Origin of the sequence: Modestobacter sp. L9-4 (assembly GCF_019112525.1) — a bacterium.
GTDB lineage: Bacteria > Actinomycetota > Actinomycetes > Mycobacteriales > Geodermatophilaceae > Modestobacter.
The window spans coordinates 1-17,449 of sequence record NZ_CP077800.1 but is presented as its reverse complement, the minus strand read 5'-3'; the positions used below and the strand labels follow the sequence as shown (position 1 = coordinate 17,449).

Below are 17,449 nucleotides of genomic sequence, written 5' to 3'. Positions count from 1 at the left end.
CGGCGCGACCGCGACACGCCCGTGATCTGACTGCGCGTCGCTGCACCGGGACGGGACCGTCCCGTCACTAGCGTGACTGGTGTGACTGCAGGGGCCTCCGCGCGCCGGAGTACAGCGACTGTCGTGTTCGAGGACCCCACCGCGGCACCGGACGGCGCGGTCGTCCCCGATCCCGGGACGGCGCTGCCCGAGACGCCCGCCGCCGTGGTCGAGCTGCGGTCCCGCCCGCCGGTGCCCGAGGCCGCCGGCGCCCCGGTACCCGCCGCGCTGGAGCCGAACGTCACGGTCACCCCGCCCGACGACGTGGCCCTGACCGACGGGGCGCACGAGGTCGCGGCGTCGGAGGTCGGGTCGTCCGAGGTCGGGGGGCTCGAGGCCGGGGTGTTCGAGGCCGGGGTGCTCGAGGCCACTGCACTCGGAGCCGGGGCGCTCGAGGCCGGGTCGTCCGAGGTCGTGGCGTCCGACGCCGTGGTGTCCGACGGTGACGCCGTGCCCGCGGACGCCCCCGGCCCCGGCCGCCGCGCGCGCCGTCGCGACCGGCGCGGCCCGAACCTGCGTGAGCAGCGCCGGCAGCGCACGCGCGAGGCGATCGTGGACGCGGCCGCCGAGCTGTTCGTCGAGCGCGGCTTCGACGCCGTGAGCGTCAGCGAGATCGCCCAGCGCGCCGGTGTGGTCGAGAAGACGGTCTTCAACCACTTCCCGGTCAAGGAGGGGCTGGTCTTCGAGTCCGACCCGCCGATGCGTGCGGCCCTGCTGGACGCCGTCCGGCGCCGACCGGCCGGGGAGTCCGTGGCCGCGGCCGCCGGTGGCTTCGTCGTCGCCGCGGTGAGCCAGCTCGGTGACCCCGCAGCCGCCGAGGGCATGACCGAGATGACCCGGGTCATCCGCGGCAGCCGCACCCTGCAGGGCCGGGAACGGGAGATCCTCGGCGCGCTGACCGACTCCCTGGCCGAGCAGATCACCCTGGAGACGCGCGCGACGCCGGGTGAGCTGGAACCGTGGCTGGCCGCCAACGCGGTGCTCGGGCTGTACTCCTCGCTGCTGGAGCTGGCCCGCGACCGGGTGCTGGCCGGGGCGTCCGGACCGGCGCTGGTCACCGAGCTGCGCACCCGCGGTCAGCGCGGTCTCGCCCTGCTGCAGTTCGGCCTGGCGGGCTACGCCAAGCGCCGCTAGCGCCGCCGCAGGCCGTCCCCCGTCCGGAGCGCGGTCCCGGCCAGCCCCGCCCTCGGCCGATCGGGACCTCCCCCCGGCCGGGCCCGCCCCCGGCCAGCCGGGTCACTGCCGCCGACCCGGGTCGATGACGCCGGCCCGGGTCCCCCCGCCGGCTCGGGTCACTGCCGCTGGCCCGGGTCGACGATGCCGGCCGGGGCGGTGGACTACTGGCGTTCGGCGGCCACCGCGAGCAGCTCACGGGCGTGGGCCTGACCGGTGTCACTGTCGGCGAGACCGGACAGCATCCGGGCCAGCTCGCGCACCCGGTCCTCCCCGCGCACCGCGCGGATGTCGGTCGCGGTGACGCCCTGCGCGGTGTCCGGGGACTTGTCCACCACCAGGTGGGTGTCGGCGAAGGCGGCGACCTGGGCCAGGTGGGTGACCACGACGACCTGGTGCTCGGCCGCCAGCCGGGCCAGGCGCCGGCCGATCTCGCCGGCCGCGGAGCCACCGACGCCGGCGTCGACCTCGTCGAACACCATCACCGGCACCGGGTCGGCACCGGCGAACACCACCTCGATGGCGAGCATGACGCGGGAGAGCTCACCGCCGGAGGCGCCCTTGTGCACCGGTCGGGTCGGCGCCCCGGGGTGCGGCGACATCAACAGGACCACCTCGTCGACGCCCTCGGGCCCGGGGTGGTCGGGGTCGGTGTCGATCTGGAAGGACACCTGGGCGTTCTTCATCGCCAGCCCGGCCAGCTCGGTGCCGACCTCGGCCGCGAACCCGGCAGCAGCGGCCCGGCGCCCGGCCGTGACCTGCACGGAGAGCGCGTCCAGCTCGGCGCGGGCGGCGTCCCGCTGGGCCTGCAGCGCCTCGAGCGCCTCGTCGGAGACGTCCAGCTGGCTCAGCCGGGACGCCGCGTCCGCCGACCACGCCAGGACCCCGGCCAGGCCCTCGCCCGGGTCGGCGTACTTGCGCACCAGCGCGGTGATCGCCGCGCGGCGGTCCAGCACCTCGGCCAGCCGCGCGGGGTCGGCGTCCAGGTCGGCCACGTACCCGGCCAGCTGCACGGCGACGTCGGAGACCACGGCGACGGCGTCGGCGAGGTCGCGGGCCAGCAGCACCAGCGCCGGGTCGTCGGACCCGGCCAGCGCCCGCTCGGCGACGGCCAGCGCGGTGGAGGCGTCGCTCTCGGCGTCCCCTCCCCCGCCCAGCTCGCCGGTCACGTCGCCGACCAGCGCGAACCGGGCGGTGTCGGCGGCCGACCGCAGCGCGTCGGCGTCGCCGAGCCGGCGGGCCTGGGCGTCCAGCGCCTCGTCCTCGCCCTCCTCGGGCGCGACCGCGGCGATGTCCTCCAGGCCGTGGCGCAGCACCTCGGCCGTCTGCGCGAGCTCGCGGGCCTGGCTGCGGCGGCGGTCGAGGTCCTCGGCCAGTGCGCGCCAGGTGGTGTAGGCGGCGCGGTGCTGCTCCAGCACGGCCAGGTGCGCGGCACCCGCGTAGCGGTCCAGCGCCCGTCGCTGCTCGGCCGGGCGGGTCAGCCGCAGCTGGTCGGTCTGGCCGTGCACGGCCACCAACTGCTCGGCCAGCTCCGACACCACGCCGACCGGCACGCTGCGCCCGCCCAGGTGTGCCCGGGACCGGCCCTCGGCGCTGAACGTGCGGGCCAGGATGAGGCTGCCGTCCTCGTCGGGCTCGGCGCCGGCCTCGACCGCGCGCGCCCAGACGGGTGAGTCGCTGGGCAGCACGAGACGCCCCTCGACGCCGGCCCGCACCCCGGCGCGGACCCGTCCCTGGTCGGCGCGACCACCGAACAGCAGGGTCAGGCCGGTGACCACCATGGTCTTGCCGGCGCCGGTCTCGCCGGTGACGACGGTCAGGCCGGGACCGAGCTCGAGGGTGACGTCGTCGATCGACCCGAGACCGTGCAGGTGCAGCTCGGACAGCGCCCCGTTGCGCGGCACGCCGCCGCTGGGTGCGCGGCCGGCGGGTGCGGCGCCGGCGGGTGTGGCGTCACCGGGCGTCGGGACGTCGTCGGGCGGCGCGGTGACGGGCGGTGCGGCCGGCTTCCGGGCCGTCGTCCGCTCAGGCCGTGCGGTGCGGGGAGCCACCGGCTGCCTCCTCGGTCGGGGCGTCGTCGTGCGCCGGGCTGCCGACGGTCGGGCTGCCGGCGGTGGCGATGCCGCGGGTGAGCACGTTCTGGGCGAAGACCGGGGCCTCGTGGCCGGGGCCGTGCGAGCGGGCGTCGCGGAAGCCGCGCACCGGGAGCCCGAACTTGGCGACCAGGCGGTCGCTGAAGCTGGTCGGGTTGACCCGGGCGATCCGCACCGGCCGGTCGGACCGGCGCACCTCGACGCGTCCGCCGTCGGGCACGTCGATGACCCGGCGGCCGTCGGCGGAGACCCGGGCGCGGTTGCCGTCGGGTGGGATGGCGACGGTGAGCACCGAGGCCGGCGAGGCGACCAGCGGGCGCGCGAACAGCGCATGCGCGTTCGTGGGCACCACCAGCAGCGCGTCGACGTCGGGCCACACGACCGGGCCGCCGGCGGAGAAGGCGTAGGCGGTGGAGCCGGTCGGGGTGGCGCACAGGATGCCGTCGCAACCGAAGCTGGTCAGCGGCCGGCCGTCGACCTCCAGGACCACGTCGAGGACCCGGGCACGGTCGACCTTCTCGATGGAGACCTCGTTGAGCCCCCAGGTCTCCCCGACGAGCTCACCGGCGTCGTCGTAGACCGTCGCGTCGAGGGTGAGCCGCTCCTCGACCTGGTACTCGCGCCGCTCGACGGCAGCGATCATCTCCTCGATGGCGTCGGGCTCGGTCTCGGCGAGGAAGCCGACCCGCCCCAGGTTCACCCCGACGATGGCCGCGTCGGTGCTCCGGGCGAGCTCCGCGGCGCGCAGGAAGGTGCCGTCACCACCGAAGACCAGCACGAGCTCCACGCCCTCGGCCGCGCCGGGCCCGAACGGGCACACCTCGGCACCGGGCACGGCCATGTCCTCGGCCTCGTCGTCGAGCAGGCGCACGACGATGCCCGCCCGGGTGAGGCGGGCCGCAGCCGACCGGGCGAGGTCGACGATGTCGGCCCGCCCGGTGTGCACGGCCAGCAGGACGCGGCGGGTGGTCTGACCGGCCGGAGCGACGATGCCCTGGGTCACGGTGGTCCTTCCTGAACTGCTCGGTCGATGTCGGCCTGCTCCGGTGGCGGCGCGTCCCGGCGCAGCCAGAGGAAGAACTCCACGTTCCCGGCGGGGCCGGGCAACGGGCTGGCCACGACACCGGCGGTGCCCCAGCCGAGATCGGCGGCGGCGCGCGCCACGGTCAGCACCGCGTCGGCGCGGTGCCCGAGGTCGCGGACGACGCCCCCGGCGCCGATCCGCTCGCGCCCCACCTCGAACTGCGGCTTGACCATCGGCAGCAGGTCGGCGTCGGGGTGCGCGCAGGCGGTGAGGGCCGGCAGCACCAGCCGCAGCGAGATGAAGGAGAGGTCGGCGACCACCAGGTCGACCGGTCCACCGATCGCCTCGGGGGTAAGCTCGCGCACGTTGGTGCGCTCGTGGACGGTGACCCGCTCGTCGGTGCGCAGCGACCAGGCGAGCTCGCCGTAGCCGACGTCGACCGCGACGACCTCGCCGACGCCGCGGCGCAGCAGCACCTCGGTGAACCCGCCGGTCGACGCCCCGGCGTCCAGCGCGCGCCGGCCCTCGACGACGACCGGGAAGGCCTCCAGGGCGCCGAGCAGCTTGTGCGCCCCCCGGGACACCCAGCTGGGCTGGTCGGGGTCGGTGCGGACGACGACGGGCTGACCGGCCTCCACGCCGGTGGCGGGCTTGGTCGCGGCCTGGCCGCCCACGGTGACCCGGCCCTCGGCGATGAGGGTGACGGCGTGCTCGCGGGAGCGGGCCAGCCCGCGGCGGACGAGTTCGGCGTCGAGCCGGCTGCGGCGGGCCATCAGAGCTGGTCGATGGTGGCCAGCTCGCGCTGCAGCCGGTCGTGCTCGGCCTCGAACACCGCGACGTGCTCGGACACCGGACGCTCGGCCAGATCGGCGAAGGGCCGACCGGCGGACCCCGCACCCGCCGGGGTGCCCGGACCAGGCGCGGGGACCGCAGCCGGCCCTGGGGCAGCGGGTCGAGGGGCGACCGGACCGGGGACCGGGCGGGGGTGATGGGGCTGGCTCACGCGGTCCTCCTGTCCACTCGTCGCTGTCGGGTGCCGGCCCGCTGCAGGGCCGGCCGGGCTGCCGGGGACCGGCGCGCCCCGAGGTTACCGGCCGAGCCCGACAGGCGGCTGTGCGTGCCCGGGACGGTGGACAGAGCCGGGTCGGGGGCCGCCCGCCGTCGGCGACCGTCGGACCCCGCCGGTAGCGTCCGGCGACGGACCACCGGCTGTTCCTGGCCGGGTCGGCACCGCCGGACCCCCCGGCCGGCCGGCGCGGTCCCCTGGTTCGAGGAGGCACCCCGCACGTGGCCACGCTGGAGCAGTGCATGACCGCCCTGGACGGCTTCGTCGGGAAGCTGGCCGCCGCCGACGGCGCCCGCGACCTCGACCGCACCGTGTCCTGCCGGCTGACCGACCTCGGTCAGGTGGTCGCCGGCCGGCTGGCGCTGGGCTCGGTGCACGACATGACCGCGGTACCGGACTCCCCGGTCGTGCCCAAGGCCGACATCCGCCTGACCATGACCAGCGACGACCTGCTCGCGCTGACCTCCGGCGAGCTCGCCTTCGCCCCCGCGTGGGCCACCGGCCGGGTGAAGCTGGAGGCCGGGCTGCGCGACATGCTGCGGCTGCGCTCCCTGCTCTGATCCCGCGGCCGGCCGCTCAGTCGCCGGCCAGCCCCCAGCCGCGCAGCGCCTCGGTCGCGACGGCGTCACCACCGCGGACGACGGCCGGTGCCCCCTCTCCCGGGTGCTCGGCCCAGTGCGCGACGGCCAGCGCCCGCAGGCCGTCCAGCCCGTCGGTCTGCCCGGTGTCGGACCCGTCGGCCTGCAGGGTGAGCACGCCGTCGACCGCCTCGGCCGTCCACCCGCGGCAGCGCCACGCCGCACCCGCCCGCGTCACCGGCGGGTGGGCGGTGAGCAGCCCGGCGGCGTCGGGGGCGAGCAGGTCTGGCCGGTGTACGGGCCCGGCGGCGAGCAGGTCGGCGGGGGTCGCGACGCCGGAGAGCACCAGCAGGCTGTCGGCGCCGGCCCGGCGCGCGCCCTCGATGTCGGTGTCGAGCCGGTCGCCGACGACCAGCGGCCGGCGGGCATCGGTGCGCCGGACGCACTCGGCGTGCATGGCCGGGTCGGGCTTGCCGGTGACCAGCGGCTGCTGACCGGTGACGGTGCTGACCACCCCCACCAGGGCGCCGTTGCCCGGCAGCACACCGCGCGGGGACGGGATGGTCGCGTCGGTGTTCGTGGCGACGTGCCGCGCCCCGCCCCGGACGGCGACGACGGCCTCGGCCAGCTGCGTCCACCCCACCGCCGGCCCGTAGCCCTGGACGACGGCGGCCGGGGAGTCCTCGGCTCGCTCCACGACGGTCAGCCCGGCCGCGGTCAGCGCCGCCGTGACCCCGGGTCCGCCGACGGCGAGCACCCGGCCGCCGGCCCCGACGAGGCCGGCCACCACGGAGGCGGCCGCCTGCGAGCTGGTGATGACGTCGCCGGGCTCGGCCGGGACGCCCAGCTCGGTGAGGTGGGCGGCCACCTGCTCGGGGGTGCGGGCGGCGTTGTTGGTGACGAACCCCAGCCGCATGCCGGCGGTGCGGGCGTCGCTGAGCGCCACGGGCACCCCGGGCACCGCGGCCGGCCCGACGTAGACGACGCCGTCGAGGTCGAGCAGGGCGACGTCGTGGGTGGCGGTGGGCGGCGCGTCGCTGCCTGCCGAGAGCGGGGGCCGGTCGTCGGTCACGGCTGGACCTGCGGGGTGCGGGACGGGTGGGTGCAGCAGGTCATGGGAGCTCCTCCGCCAGGCCGCGGCGGGCCCGGACCCCGCGCAGCGCGCGGGCGTAGTGGTCGAGGTCGGGGCGCATGGCCACGGCCAGGGCGAGGTGCTCGGCGGCCAGCTCGAGGTCGCCGGCCCGGCTGGCGGCCAGGCCGAGCCCGAACTGGGCGTAGTCGTCGGTGGGGTTGGCGGCGATGAGGGAGGTGAAGCTGTCGATCGCGTCCCGGTAGCGGCCGGCGTCGTACTGGGCGCGGGCCAGGGCCTCCCGGACACTGCGGGAGGCCGGTTCGGCGGCCACCGCCCGCTCCAGGAGCGTCGCGGCCGCAGCCGGGTTGCGGGCGGCCAGCAGCTGCAGCCCCCGCTGGTACCACTCGTAGACCCCGCCGTCGGGCTGTCCTGGGTCGACCACCGCCGCTCCTCCCTGGCACGCGCCCGTGGCCGACGCCCCCGCGGGACGTGCGGCGACGCGCTCCTACGATCGGACCCGTGCCCTCGACGTCGGCGGACGCCCCGCCTCCTGACGAAGCGGGCCTCGACGTCCGGCCGTTCCGTGCCCTGCTGTACCGCGACCACGACGCCGCGCAGCTGGCGCGGGTGAGCTCGCCGGCCTACGACCTGGTGACCGCGGCGGGCCGCGAGCGTCTGGCCGCGGCCGATCCGCACAACATCGTCCGCCTGATCCTGCCCCACGTCGACCCGGCTGACAGCCCGGAGGGAACCCGGGCCGGCCGGGACCGCGCGTCGGCCACGGTCGCGGCGCAGACGCTGCACGCCTGGCTGGCCGAGGGCGTGCTGGTGCGCGAGGAGGCCCCTGCCCTGTGGCGGTACGAGATGAGCGCCCCCGGCAGCGAGCCGACGACGGGCTGGCTGGGCGCGGTCACCGTGCCGCCGGCGGGGTCGGCGGCGGTGCTGCCGCACGAGGACACGTTCGCGCCCGCCGTCGCCGGGCGGGCCGCACTGCTGGCCGCCACCGACACCGACCTCGAGCCGATCGTGCTGGCCCACGACGCCGACGCCGTGGTCGCGGAGCTGACCGACCGGGTCGCCGTCGGCAGCCCGCCCACGGTCGAGGTCGCCGACCCCGACGGGGTCGTGCACCGGCTGTGGCGGGTCACCGACCCCGACGTGCTGGACCGGTTGCCCCGGGCGCTGGCCGCCACCCGGGCCGTGATCGCTGACGGCCACCACCGGTTCGCCGCCGCTCGCGACCACCAGCAGGCGCACGGCGGGCACGGCAGCGTGCTGGCGCTGTTGACCCCGATGGGCGCCGGGGGCCTGCGCCTGCAGGCGATCCACCGGGTGGTGCCCGACCTCGCCCTCGCCGACGCGCTCGCCACGGCCGCGGCCGGCTTCGCCGTGCAGGACCTCTCCCCCACCGACGGTGACCTGCGCCGGGTGGTCGAGGACTGGACGGCACGGCGGGACGGCCCGGCCTTCCTGGTCACCGACGGGGTGGGTGTCGCCGAGCTGTCCCACCCCGCGCCGGAGATGCTCGCCGCCGTCCCCGCGGAGGCACCGGCGGCGTGGCGCCGGCTCGACGTCGTCCTGGCGCACGCCGCGGTGCTGTCCCGGCTGTGGGGGCTGCCCGACGACCCGGCGTCGGTGCTCATCGCCCACGACGTGGACGAGGCGCTGCAGTCGGCCCGGGACCGGTCCGGCGTAGCGCTGCTGCTGCGCTCGCCGTCGCCCTCGGACGTGGCCGCGGTGGCGCGGGCCGGCGCCCGGATGCCGCGCAAGTCGACGCTGTTCGTGCCCAAGCCCCGCACGGGCCTGGTCCTGCGACCGCACGAGGACTGAGCCTCAGGCCGGCTGGGCGCGTGACGTGCGGCCCACCTTGCGGCCGCGGCGGCAGCTGACCTCGTAGGCCACGGCGGTGCCGGTGGGGGTGCGCCAGAACCGGCGCTGCAGCGAGCCCTCGACCTCGACGACGTCCTCGACGGTCCAGGCCGCCGCGTACCGCTGCAGAGCGGGTGCGTAGCTCACGCAGGTGATGACGTCGGACCTCGGGCCGCGCGGTCGCGGGTCCTCGCGGCGCACGACGAGCTTGAACAGCAGGAGCGTGTCCCCGCTGGGCATGGGGCGGAGCTCCGGGGGCGCGCTCAGCCGCCCCCGCAGGACGACGTCGTTGCGGTCGATCACGGTCAGGCTCATGCTCCGAGCCTCGTGGCCCGCCGCCCCCACCGGCCAGCGTCGTCCGCATTCTGTGGACGACGCCGGCCGGTGTGGACGGAGCGGATCAGTTCGTCGGAGGGTGCTGCTCCGTCGCCTGCTGGAACAGCCGGCTGTGGTCCCGCTCCACCGGCGGCGGGGGCACCTCACCGAGCAGTTCGGCGACCTCGGCCTCGATGTCGTCGTCGGCCACGTCGTCGAGGGCTCCCTCGTCGACGTCGTCCACCTCGGCCTCGTCGTCGTCCTCGTCGTCGTCCAGCTCGGCCGTGACCGTGGTCGGCGCAGTGGTCGGCTCGTCGACGGACGACCCGTCGGAGTCCGCGCCCACCAGGACGTCACCCTCGGCGTCGTCGTCCTCGTCGAGCCCGCCGGCGAGCTCGTCACCGTCGAGCTCGTCGTCCTCGTCCTCGTCGTCGAGGAAGTGGTCGGAGACGCCGGTGAGGTCGTCGGGGTCGGCGGCGGCGATCGCGCCGTACCAGTCCATGGCCAGCTCCTCCTCACCGCGGGCGGCGAGCAGGTCGGCGTAGGCGGTGGCCAGCCGGAGCTGACCCAGGTCGGGGTGGCCGAGACCGGCCGGGGTGGGCCGGCCACCGAGTGCGGCCTCGAGGATGAGGGCCGCAGCGGGGAGCTCACCGAGGTCCTGCCGGGCGCCGGCCTCCACCAGCTGCAGCTCCACGAGCTCCTCGTCGTCGGGCTGGCCCTCGAGGGCCTCGGCCACGAGGCGCAGCGCGTTCTCCGGGCGGCCGAGGGCGCGCTCGCAGTCGGCGAGGACGGCCCGGTAGCTCTGGTCGCCGCTCATCCGGGCGTAGGCGCGGATCTCCCGGGCGGCCTCGGCGAAGTCGCCGGCGAGGTAGGCGGCGACCCCGACGGCCTCGCGGACCGGGGCGATGCGCGAGGCCCGGTCACGGGCCGCACGGGCGTGCTGCAGGGCGAGCTCGGGCTCGTCGTCGACCAGGCCACCGGCGGCGGCGAGGTGCTTGCCCACCAGCTCGGCGTTGCGGGAGTCCAGGCTGCGCAGGGCGGAGCGGACCGCCGGGTCGAGGTCACGGGGGTCGGCCCACTCGGGGATCGGCGGGCCGGCGGGCCGGCTGCCGCCCTCCTCGTCGCGCCCGCCGGCCGGCCGTCGCTCGGGGCGGCGGTCCTGCCAGGACGGGGTGTCGCCGGCGGGACGTCCGGCAGGCGCCGGGCGGTCAGCACCGGAGGGTCGGTCGCCGCCGGGGCGGCGGTCCTGCCACGCCGGGCGGTCGCCCTGCGGGCGGTCTCCACGGTCGCCCGACGGACGGCCACCGGTGGGACGGTCCCCGCCGGGACGGCGGTCCTGCCACGCCGGACGGTCACCGGAGGGACGCCCACCAGCAGGACGGTCTCCACCCGGACGACGGTCCTGGAACGCCGGACGGTCACCCGACGGCCGACCACCGGCGGGACGGTCGCCACCGGGGCGGCGGTCCTGCCACGCCGGGCGATCACCGGACGGGCGGCCGCCACCGGCAGGACGGTCACCACCGGGACGACGGTCCTGGAAGCCCGGACGGTCGCCAGAGGGACGCCCAGCACCGGACGGGCGGTCCCCACCGGGACGGCGGTCCTGCCACGAGGGGCGGTCGCCAGACGGGCGGCCGCCCCCGGAGGGACGGTCCCCACCCGGACGGCGGTCCTGCCACGACGGACGGTCGCCAGACGGGCGGCCGCCACCGGCAGGACGGTCACCGCTCGGACGACGGTCCTGGGAGCCCGGACGGTCACCGGAGGGACGCCCACCACCGGCGGGACGGTCCCCACCGGGACGGCGGTCCTGCCACGACGGGCGGTCACCCGACGGGCGGCCACCGGCAGGGCGGTCTCCCGAGGGACGGCCCCCACCCTGGGGACGGCCACCCTGGGGACGGTCCCCGCGGTCCTGCCACGACGGACGGTCGCCGGAGGGACGTCCTGCCCCTGCGGGACGGCGGTCCTGCCAGGACGGGCGGTCACCGGACGGGCGGCCACCACCGGCGCGGTCGCCGGAGGGACGGCCACCACCGGTCGGGCGTCCACCCCCAGTGGGGCGTCCGCCGCTCGTGGGGCGGTCACCGCGGGGGGCGCGGTCCTGCCAGGACGGACGGTCACCCTGAGGCCGGCCGGTACCGGTGGGCCGGTCGGTGCGGGGGCCGCGTTCCTGCGCGTCGCGACGGGGGGCGCCGTCACCCTGGGGGCGACCGCGCTGCGGTCGTCCGCCGGACGGGCGCGCACCCCACTCGCCGCCGGCGGCACCGCCGCGTGCGCGGTAGGCATCGTCACGTGACGAACCAGAGGCGCCACCGGCACCTGCGCCGTACCCGGTGGGACGGGACCCACGGTGGCCGGCCGGACGTGCCGCGCCGCCCTGGCGGGGGGCGCCACTGCCGCCGCTGTTGCCTCGGCCTCGATCGGAGCCTGCCGGCCCGCGTCGCGGAGAAGTCATGGTGTCTACGTACCTCACTGGTGAACGGCGCACGCCCGGCGGGGGCACCTGAACGGCATCGCAACCAGCTCTCCACCGCTGAGCGGGGGTCTGGTCCGTCGACGAGAGCGGACAAACGCACGAAACGGGAGCCGGAGCCTAAGCTCCGACCCCCGTTTCGTTGAGTTGTGTCCGGCGGCGTCCTACTCTCCCACCCCGTCCCCGGGGCAGTACCATCGGCGCTGAAAGGCTTAGCTTCCGGGTTCGGAATGAGACCGGGCGTTTCCCTTTCGCCATGACCGCCGTAACGCTGTGAACTTATCGGGCCCACCCCACTCCACCCGGACCACCACACGAGAGTGCGGGGATCGGGTCGGGGGTGGGTTCCGTACGTTCAGAACCACACAGTGGACGCGAGACAACTAGAAAAGCTATGAGGCTGGGTGTTGTGATGGTCAAGCCCTCGGCCTATTAGTACCGGTCAGCTCCACGACTTACGCCGCTTCCACTTCCGGCCTATCAACCCGCTGGTCTGGGCGGGGGCCTTACCCGGTTGACCCGGTGAGAGACCTCATCTTGAAGAAGGCTTCCCGCTTAGATGCTTTCAGCGGTTATCCCTGCCGAACGTAGCCAACCAGCAGTGCTCCTGGCGGAACAACTGGCACACCAGAGGTTCGTCCGTCCCGGTCCTCTCGTACTAGGGACAGCACTTCTCAAGTCTCTTACGCGCGCGGCGGATAGGGACCGAACTGTCTCACGACGTTCTAAACCCAGCTCGCGTGCCGCTTTAATGGGCGAACAGCCCAACCCTTGGGACCTACTCCAGCCCCAGGATGCGACGAGCCGACATCGAGGTGCCAAACCATCCCGTCGATATGGACTCTTGGGGAAGATCAGCCTGTTATCCCCGGGGTACCTTTTATCCGTTGAGCGACACCGCTTCCACATGCCGGTGCCGGGTCACTAGTCCCAGCTTTCGCTCCTGCTCGACCCGTCGGTCTCGCAGTCAAGCTCCCTTGTGCACTTGCACTCGACACCTGATTGCCAACCAGGCTGAGGGAACCTTTGGGCGCCTCCGTTACATTTTGGGAGGCAACCGCCCCAGTTAAACTACCCACCTGACACTGTTCCTGATCCGGATCACGGACCGAGGTTAGACATCCAATTCGACCAGAGTGGTATTTCAACGATGACTCCACGAACACTGGCGTGCCCGCTTCACAGTCTCCCACCTATCCTACACAAGCCGAACCGAACACCAATATCAAGCTATAGTGAAGGTCCCGGGGTCTTTCCGTCCTGCCGCGCGTAACGAGCATCTTTACTCGTAGTGCAATTTCGCCGAGCCTGTGGTTGAGACAGCTGAGAAGTCGTTACGCCATTCGTGCAGGTCGGAACTTACCCGACAAGGAATTTCGCTACCTTAGGATGGTTATAGTTACCACCGCCGTTTACTGGCGCTTGAGTTCTGAGCTTCGCCTTGCGGCTAACCCGTCCCCTTAACGTTCCAGCACCGGGCAGGCGTCAGTCCGTATACATCGTCTTTCGACTTCGCACGGACCTGTGTTTTTAGTAAACAGTCGCTTCTCACTGGTCTCTGCGGCCACCCACCGCTGCCCCGCGTAAGCGGTTCACAGCAGATGGCCCCCCTTCTCCCGAAGTTACGGGGGCATTTTGCCGAGTTCCTTAACCACAGTTCGCTCGATCGCCTTGGTATTCTCTACCTGACCACCTGAGTTGGTTTGGGGTACGGGCCGCTAAGAACTCGCTAGAGGCTTTTCTCGGCAGCATAGGATCATCCAATTCGCCTCATTCGGCTATGCGTCAGGCCTCACCCTCGTGTGGAACGGATTTACCTATCCCACGGGCCACACCCTTGCACCGGTACTACCATTCACCGGTAGGACTACCTTCCTGCGTCACCCCATCGCTTGCCTACTACCAGTCCGGGTCCCGCGTTCCGCCGGATCAGACCCGAAGGTCAGTCACCGGTTTCAGGCGGTTAGCATCGCTGGGTTCAGCATGGGCGTTCTTTCGCGGGTACGGGAATATCAACCCGTTGTCCATCGACTACGCCTGTCGGCCTCGCCTTAGGTCCCGACTCACCCTGGGCGGATTAGCCTGGCCCAGGAACCCTTGGTCATCCGGCGGGGGAGTTTCTCACTCCCCTTTCGCTACTCATGCCTGCATTCTCACTCGTGTGGCCTCCACGGCTGGATCACTCCGCCGCTTCAATGGCCACACGACGCTCCCCTACCCATCCACACACCTGGCCCGACCCCGAAGGACCGGACGGGTTCATGTGAATGCCACAGCTTCGGCGGTGTGCTTGAGCCCCGCTACATTGTCGGCGCGGAACCACTTGACCAGTGAGCTATTACGCACTCTTTCAAGGGTGGCTGCTTCTAAGCCAACCTCCTGGTTGTCACGGCAATCCCACATCCTTTTCCACTTAGCACACGCTTAGGGGCCTTAGCTGATGATCTGGGCTGTTTCCCTCTCGACTACGAACCTTATCGCCCGCAGTCTCACTGCCACGCTCTCACTTACCGGCATTCGGAGTTTGGTTGATTTCAGTAACCTTGTGGGGCCCCTAGACCATCCAGTGCTCTACCTCCGGCAAGAAACACGTGACGCTGCACCTAAATGCATTTCGGGGAGAACCAGCTATCACCGAGTTTGATTGGCCTTTCACCCCTACCCACAGCTCATCCCCTCCATTTTCAACTGAAGTGGGTTCGGTCCTCCACGCGGTCTTACCCGCGCTTCAACCTGGCCATGGGTAGATCACTCGGCTTCGGGTCTAGAGCACGCGACTCAATCGCCCTGTTCGGACTCGCTTTCGCTACGGCTACCCCACACGGGTTAACCTCGCCACGTACCGCTAACTCGCAGGCTCATTCTTCAAAAGGCACGCAATCACCCCCACGCACAAGTGCGCATAAGGCTCTCACGGCTTGTAGGCACACGGTTTCAGGTACTATTTCACTCCCCTCCCGGGGTACTTTTCACCTTTCCCTCACGGTACTTGTCCGCTATCGGTCACCAGGGAGTATTTAGGCTTAGCGGGTGGTCCCGCCAGATTCACACCGAATTTCACGGGCTCGGTGCTACTTGGGATACAACTCGGGAGGCCATGAGTTTTCGTGTACGGGGCTCTCACCCTCTACGGCGACCCCTTCCAGAGGCCTTCCACTAACACATGGCTTTCTGACTCCCTGCACCTTCGGCAGAAGATGCTGAATCGTCCCACGACCCCGACCACACAACGCCTGCCGGCTTGGCATGCGATCGGTTTAGCCTCATCCGCTTTCGCTCGCCACTACTCACGGAATCACGGTTGTTTTCTCTTCCTGTGGGTACTGAGATGTTTCACTTCCCCACGTTCCCTCCACACGCCCTATGTGTTCAGGCGCGGGTCACACCACATGACTGGTGCGGGGTTCCCCCATTCGGAAATCCTCGGATCAACGCTCGGTTGACAGCTCCCCGAGGCTTATCGCAGCCTCCTACGTCCTTCATCGGCTCCTGGTGCCCAGGCATCCACCGTGTGCCCTTAACAACTTGACCACACACAAGAACACCCACACCCACCCACAACCCCACCCCGTGACAACCTCGCGGCCACCACATCTGTGGGTCATGGATCAGTGCGGGTATCCAGATACTTGCTTACTAGATGCTCGCGTCCACTGTGCAGTTCTCAAAGTACGGAAGATGACCCACCACATGACACCACCAGACCCCGGGGTTACCCGAGCGGTATGACGAGCAGATGGGACTCCCAGAGCGAACACCCAACCAGACCCTTGAAGCAGCTCGCGCTCCTCCACGGCCTGGCCGGCCCGTTCCCTCAGGACCCAACAGCGTGCCTACGACCCGGTACCCCCAGCCACTCGCGTTCCAGACCCTCCCCACCCCTGTGACCCCGTGAAGGGCCGGTGATGGATCAACGAGCCGTACTAACAGCGAACTGGACATCCGAGCCGAACTGGTCAGCGTTCCACCCTTGAGCTCCGTCACCAACACCCTGGACCCCCTCATGATTGAGGAAGCCTCCTGGCCGGTGCACGGCTCTGGACCACCATCGCTAAGACGGCGGCCAGTGCTCCTTAGAAAGGAGGTGATCCAGCCGCACCTTCCGGTACGGCTACCTTGTTACGACTTCGTCCCAATCGCCGATCCCGCCTTCGACGGCTCCCTCCCACAAGGGGTTGGGCCACCGGCTTCGGGCGTTACCGACTTTCGTGACGTGACGGGCGGTGTGTACAAGGCCCGGGAACGTATTCACCGCAGCGTTGCTGATCTGCGATTACTAGCGACTCCAACTTCATGGGGTCGAGTTGCAGACCCCAATCCGAACTGAGACCGGCTTTTTGGGATTCGCTCCACCTCGCGGTATCGCAGCCCTTTGTACCGGCCATTGTAGCATGTTTGCAGCCCTAGACATAAGGGGCATGATGATTTGACGTCATCCCCACCTTCCTCCGAGTTGACCCCGGCAGTCTCCTATGAGTCCCCACCATGACGTGCTGGCAACATAGAACGAGGGTTGCGCTCGTTGCGGGACTTAACCCAACATCTCACGACACGAGCTGACGACAACCATGCACCACCTGTGCACGACCCTTTAAAGGACCTCCCATCTCTGGGAGATTTCCGTGCATGTCAAGCCTAGGTAAGGTTCTTCGCGTTGCATCGAATTAAGCAACATGCTCCGCCGCTTGTGCGGGCCCCCGTCAATTCCTTTGAGTTTTAGCCTTGCGGCCGTACTCCCCAGGCGGGGCGCTTAATGCGTTAGCTGCGACACGGAACTCGTGGAATGAGCCCCACATCTAGCGCCCAACGTTTACGGCGTGGACTACCAGGGTATCTAATCCTGTTCGCTCCCCACGCTTTCGCTCCTCAGCGTCAGTTACTGCCCAGAGACCCGCCTTCGCCACCGGTGTTCCTCCTGATATCTGCGCATTTCACCGCTACACCAGGAATTCCAGTCTCCCCTGCAGTACTCTAGTTTGCCCGTATCGACTGCAGGCCCGAGGTTGAGCCTCGGGTTTTCACAGCCGACGTGACAGACCGCCTACGAGCTCTTTACGCCCAATAATTCCGGACAACGCTTGCACCCTACGTATTACCGCGGCTGCTGGCACGTAGTTGGCCGGTGCTTCTTCTGTAGGTACCGTCACTTGCGCTTCGTCCCTACTGAAAGAGGTTTACAACCCGAAGGCCGTCATCCCTCACGCGGCGTCGCTGCGTCAGGCTTTCGCCCATTGCGCAATATTCCCCACTGCTGCCTCCCGTAGGAGTCTGGGCCGTGTCTCAGTCCCAGTGTGGCCGGTCACCCTCTCAGGCCGGCTACCCGTCGTCGCCTTGGTGGGCCATTACCCCACCAACAAGCTGATAGGCCGCGGGCCCATCCTCAGCCGATGAATCTTTCCACCACCAGACCATGCGGTCAGCGGTCACATCCGGTATTAGCACCAATTTCTTGGAGTTATCCCAGAGCTGAGGGCAGGTTGCCCACGTGTTACTCACCCGTTCGCCGCTAGGGCACCACCCGAAGATGGGCCTCGCTCGACTTGCATGTGTTAAGCACGCCGCCAGCGTTCGTCCTGAGCCAGGATCAAACTCTCCGTAGATGATTTGATCGCAGCTGAGACCAAGAGTTGGCACTCTCGTTCAATCAACCAAAGGAACCCAACGGCATCCGAAGACACCGTATGGGGATTTGTTACTTGGCACTGACTTTCGGCACGCTGTTGAGTTCTCAAGGAGCGGAC

General features: G+C 71.2%; 11 protein-coding genes and 3 rRNA genes. 3 read left to right on the top strand and 11 right to left on the bottom strand.

Going from position 1 to position 17,449, the window contains the following annotated elements:
* The first annotated feature begins 123 nt into the window (after nucleotides 1–123).
* Nucleotides 124–1,173, top strand: coding sequence for a TetR/AcrR family transcriptional regulator (locus KUM42_RS00070; RefSeq protein WP_237494286.1), 1,050 nt, complete (start codon nucleotides 124–126; stop codon nucleotides 1,171–1,173).
* A gap of 203 nt (nucleotides 1,174–1,376) precedes the next feature.
* Here KUM42_RS00070 and recN read toward each other — a convergent pair whose 3' ends face one another.
* From recN to KUM42_RS00050, 4 genes are read right to left on the bottom strand one after another with little or no spacing between them, the layout of a single operon-like run.
* Nucleotides 1,377–3,263 (bottom strand): DNA repair protein RecN, encoded by a 1,887-nt coding sequence (gene recN / locus KUM42_RS00065; protein ID WP_237494285.1) that lies wholly within the window; start codon nucleotides 3,261–3,263, stop codon nucleotides 1,377–1,379.
* Nucleotides 3,238–4,308 carry an NAD kinase gene (locus tag KUM42_RS00060; protein ID WP_237494284.1) on the bottom strand — a complete coding sequence of 357 codons (1,071 nt, stop codon included), beginning with the start codon at nucleotides 4,306–4,308 and terminating at the stop codon, nucleotides 3,238–3,240. The genes recN and KUM42_RS00060 overlap by 26 nt, the downstream gene beginning before the upstream one ends.
* Nucleotides 4,305–5,102, bottom strand: a complete 798-nt coding sequence (locus KUM42_RS00055) for a TlyA family RNA methyltransferase (RefSeq protein ID WP_237494283.1) — start codon at nucleotides 5,100–5,102, stop codon at nucleotides 4,305–4,307. The genes KUM42_RS00060 and KUM42_RS00055 overlap by 4 nt, the downstream gene beginning before the upstream one ends.
* Nucleotides 5,102–5,332: a hypothetical protein gene (locus tag KUM42_RS00050; protein ID WP_237494282.1), complete on the bottom strand. Its 231-nt coding sequence runs from the start codon at nucleotides 5,330–5,332 to the stop codon at nucleotides 5,102–5,104. The genes KUM42_RS00055 and KUM42_RS00050 overlap by 1 nt, the downstream gene beginning before the upstream one ends.
* A gap of 305 nt (nucleotides 5,333–5,637) precedes the next feature.
* Here KUM42_RS00050 and KUM42_RS00045 point away from each other — a divergent pair, with 305 nt between their 5' ends.
* Nucleotides 5,638–5,955, top strand: a complete 318-nt coding sequence (locus KUM42_RS00045) for a sterol-binding protein (protein WP_237494281.1) — start codon at nucleotides 5,638–5,640, stop codon at nucleotides 5,953–5,955.
* A gap of 16 nt (nucleotides 5,956–5,971) precedes the next feature.
* Here the strand turns inward: KUM42_RS00045 and KUM42_RS00040 are convergent, their stop codons facing one another.
* Both KUM42_RS00040 and KUM42_RS00035 read right to left on the bottom strand, forming a co-directional pair.
* Nucleotides 5,972–7,045: an HAD-IIA family hydrolase gene (locus tag KUM42_RS00040; protein WP_237494280.1), complete on the bottom strand. Its 1,074-nt coding sequence runs from the start codon at nucleotides 7,043–7,045 to the stop codon at nucleotides 5,972–5,974.
* Nucleotides 7,046–7,085: 40 nt separating this feature from the next.
* Nucleotides 7,086–7,487 carry a tetratricopeptide repeat protein gene (locus tag KUM42_RS00035; protein ID WP_237494279.1) on the bottom strand — a complete coding sequence of 134 codons (402 nt, stop codon included), beginning with the start codon at nucleotides 7,485–7,487 and terminating at the stop codon, nucleotides 7,086–7,088.
* 77 nt (nucleotides 7,488–7,564) lie between these two features.
* On the opposite strand from KUM42_RS00035, the gene KUM42_RS00030 reads away from it, so the two are divergent.
* On the top strand, nucleotides 7,565–8,875 hold the full coding sequence (locus tag KUM42_RS00030) for a DUF1015 domain-containing protein (RefSeq protein WP_237494278.1): 1,311 nt from the start codon (nucleotides 7,565–7,567) through the stop codon (nucleotides 8,873–8,875).
* 3 nt (nucleotides 8,876–8,878) lie between these two features.
* On the opposite strand, the gene KUM42_RS00025 is transcribed toward KUM42_RS00030, so the two are convergent.
* The 5 genes from KUM42_RS00025 to KUM42_RS00005 all read right to left on the bottom strand — a co-directional run bounded on the left by KUM42_RS00025 (nucleotide 8,879) and on the right by KUM42_RS00005 (nucleotide 17,308).
* Nucleotides 8,879–9,229: a single-stranded DNA-binding protein gene (locus tag KUM42_RS00025; protein ID WP_237494277.1), complete on the bottom strand. Its 351-nt coding sequence runs from the start codon at nucleotides 9,227–9,229 to the stop codon at nucleotides 8,879–8,881.
* 85 nt (nucleotides 9,230–9,314) lie between these two features.
* Nucleotides 9,315–10,232, bottom strand: a complete 918-nt coding sequence (locus tag KUM42_RS00020) for a hypothetical protein (protein WP_237494276.1) — start codon at nucleotides 10,230–10,232, stop codon at nucleotides 9,315–9,317.
* A gap of 1,627 nt (nucleotides 10,233–11,859) precedes the next feature.
* Nucleotides 11,860–11,976: ribosomal RNA gene (gene rrf / locus KUM42_RS00015) — 5S ribosomal RNA — on the bottom strand.
* Nucleotides 11,977–12,120: 144 nt separating this feature from the next.
* A 23S ribosomal RNA gene (locus KUM42_RS00010) occupies nucleotides 12,121–15,239 on the bottom strand.
* Nucleotides 15,240–15,785: 546 nt separating this feature from the next.
* Nucleotides 15,786–17,308, bottom strand: a 16S ribosomal RNA gene (locus tag KUM42_RS00005).
* The 16S, 23S and 5S rRNA genes sit together here, the layout of an rRNA operon.
* Between the last annotated feature and the right edge of the window lie 141 nt (nucleotides 17,309–17,449).

Bases quoted from the DNA above. Each gene is read 5' to 3' on its own strand.
- KUM42_RS00055 (WP_237494283.1), bottom strand. From the start codon at position 5,102: ATGGCCCGCCGCAGCCGGCTCGACGCCGAACTCGTCCGCCGCGGGCTG.
- KUM42_RS00045 (WP_237494281.1), top strand. From the start codon at position 5,638: ATGACCGCCCTGGACGGCTTCGTCGGGAAGCTGGCCGCCGCCGACGGC.
- KUM42_RS00025 (WP_237494277.1), bottom strand. From the start codon at position 9,229: ATGAGCCTGACCGTGATCGACCGCAACGACGTCGTCCTGCGGGGGCGG.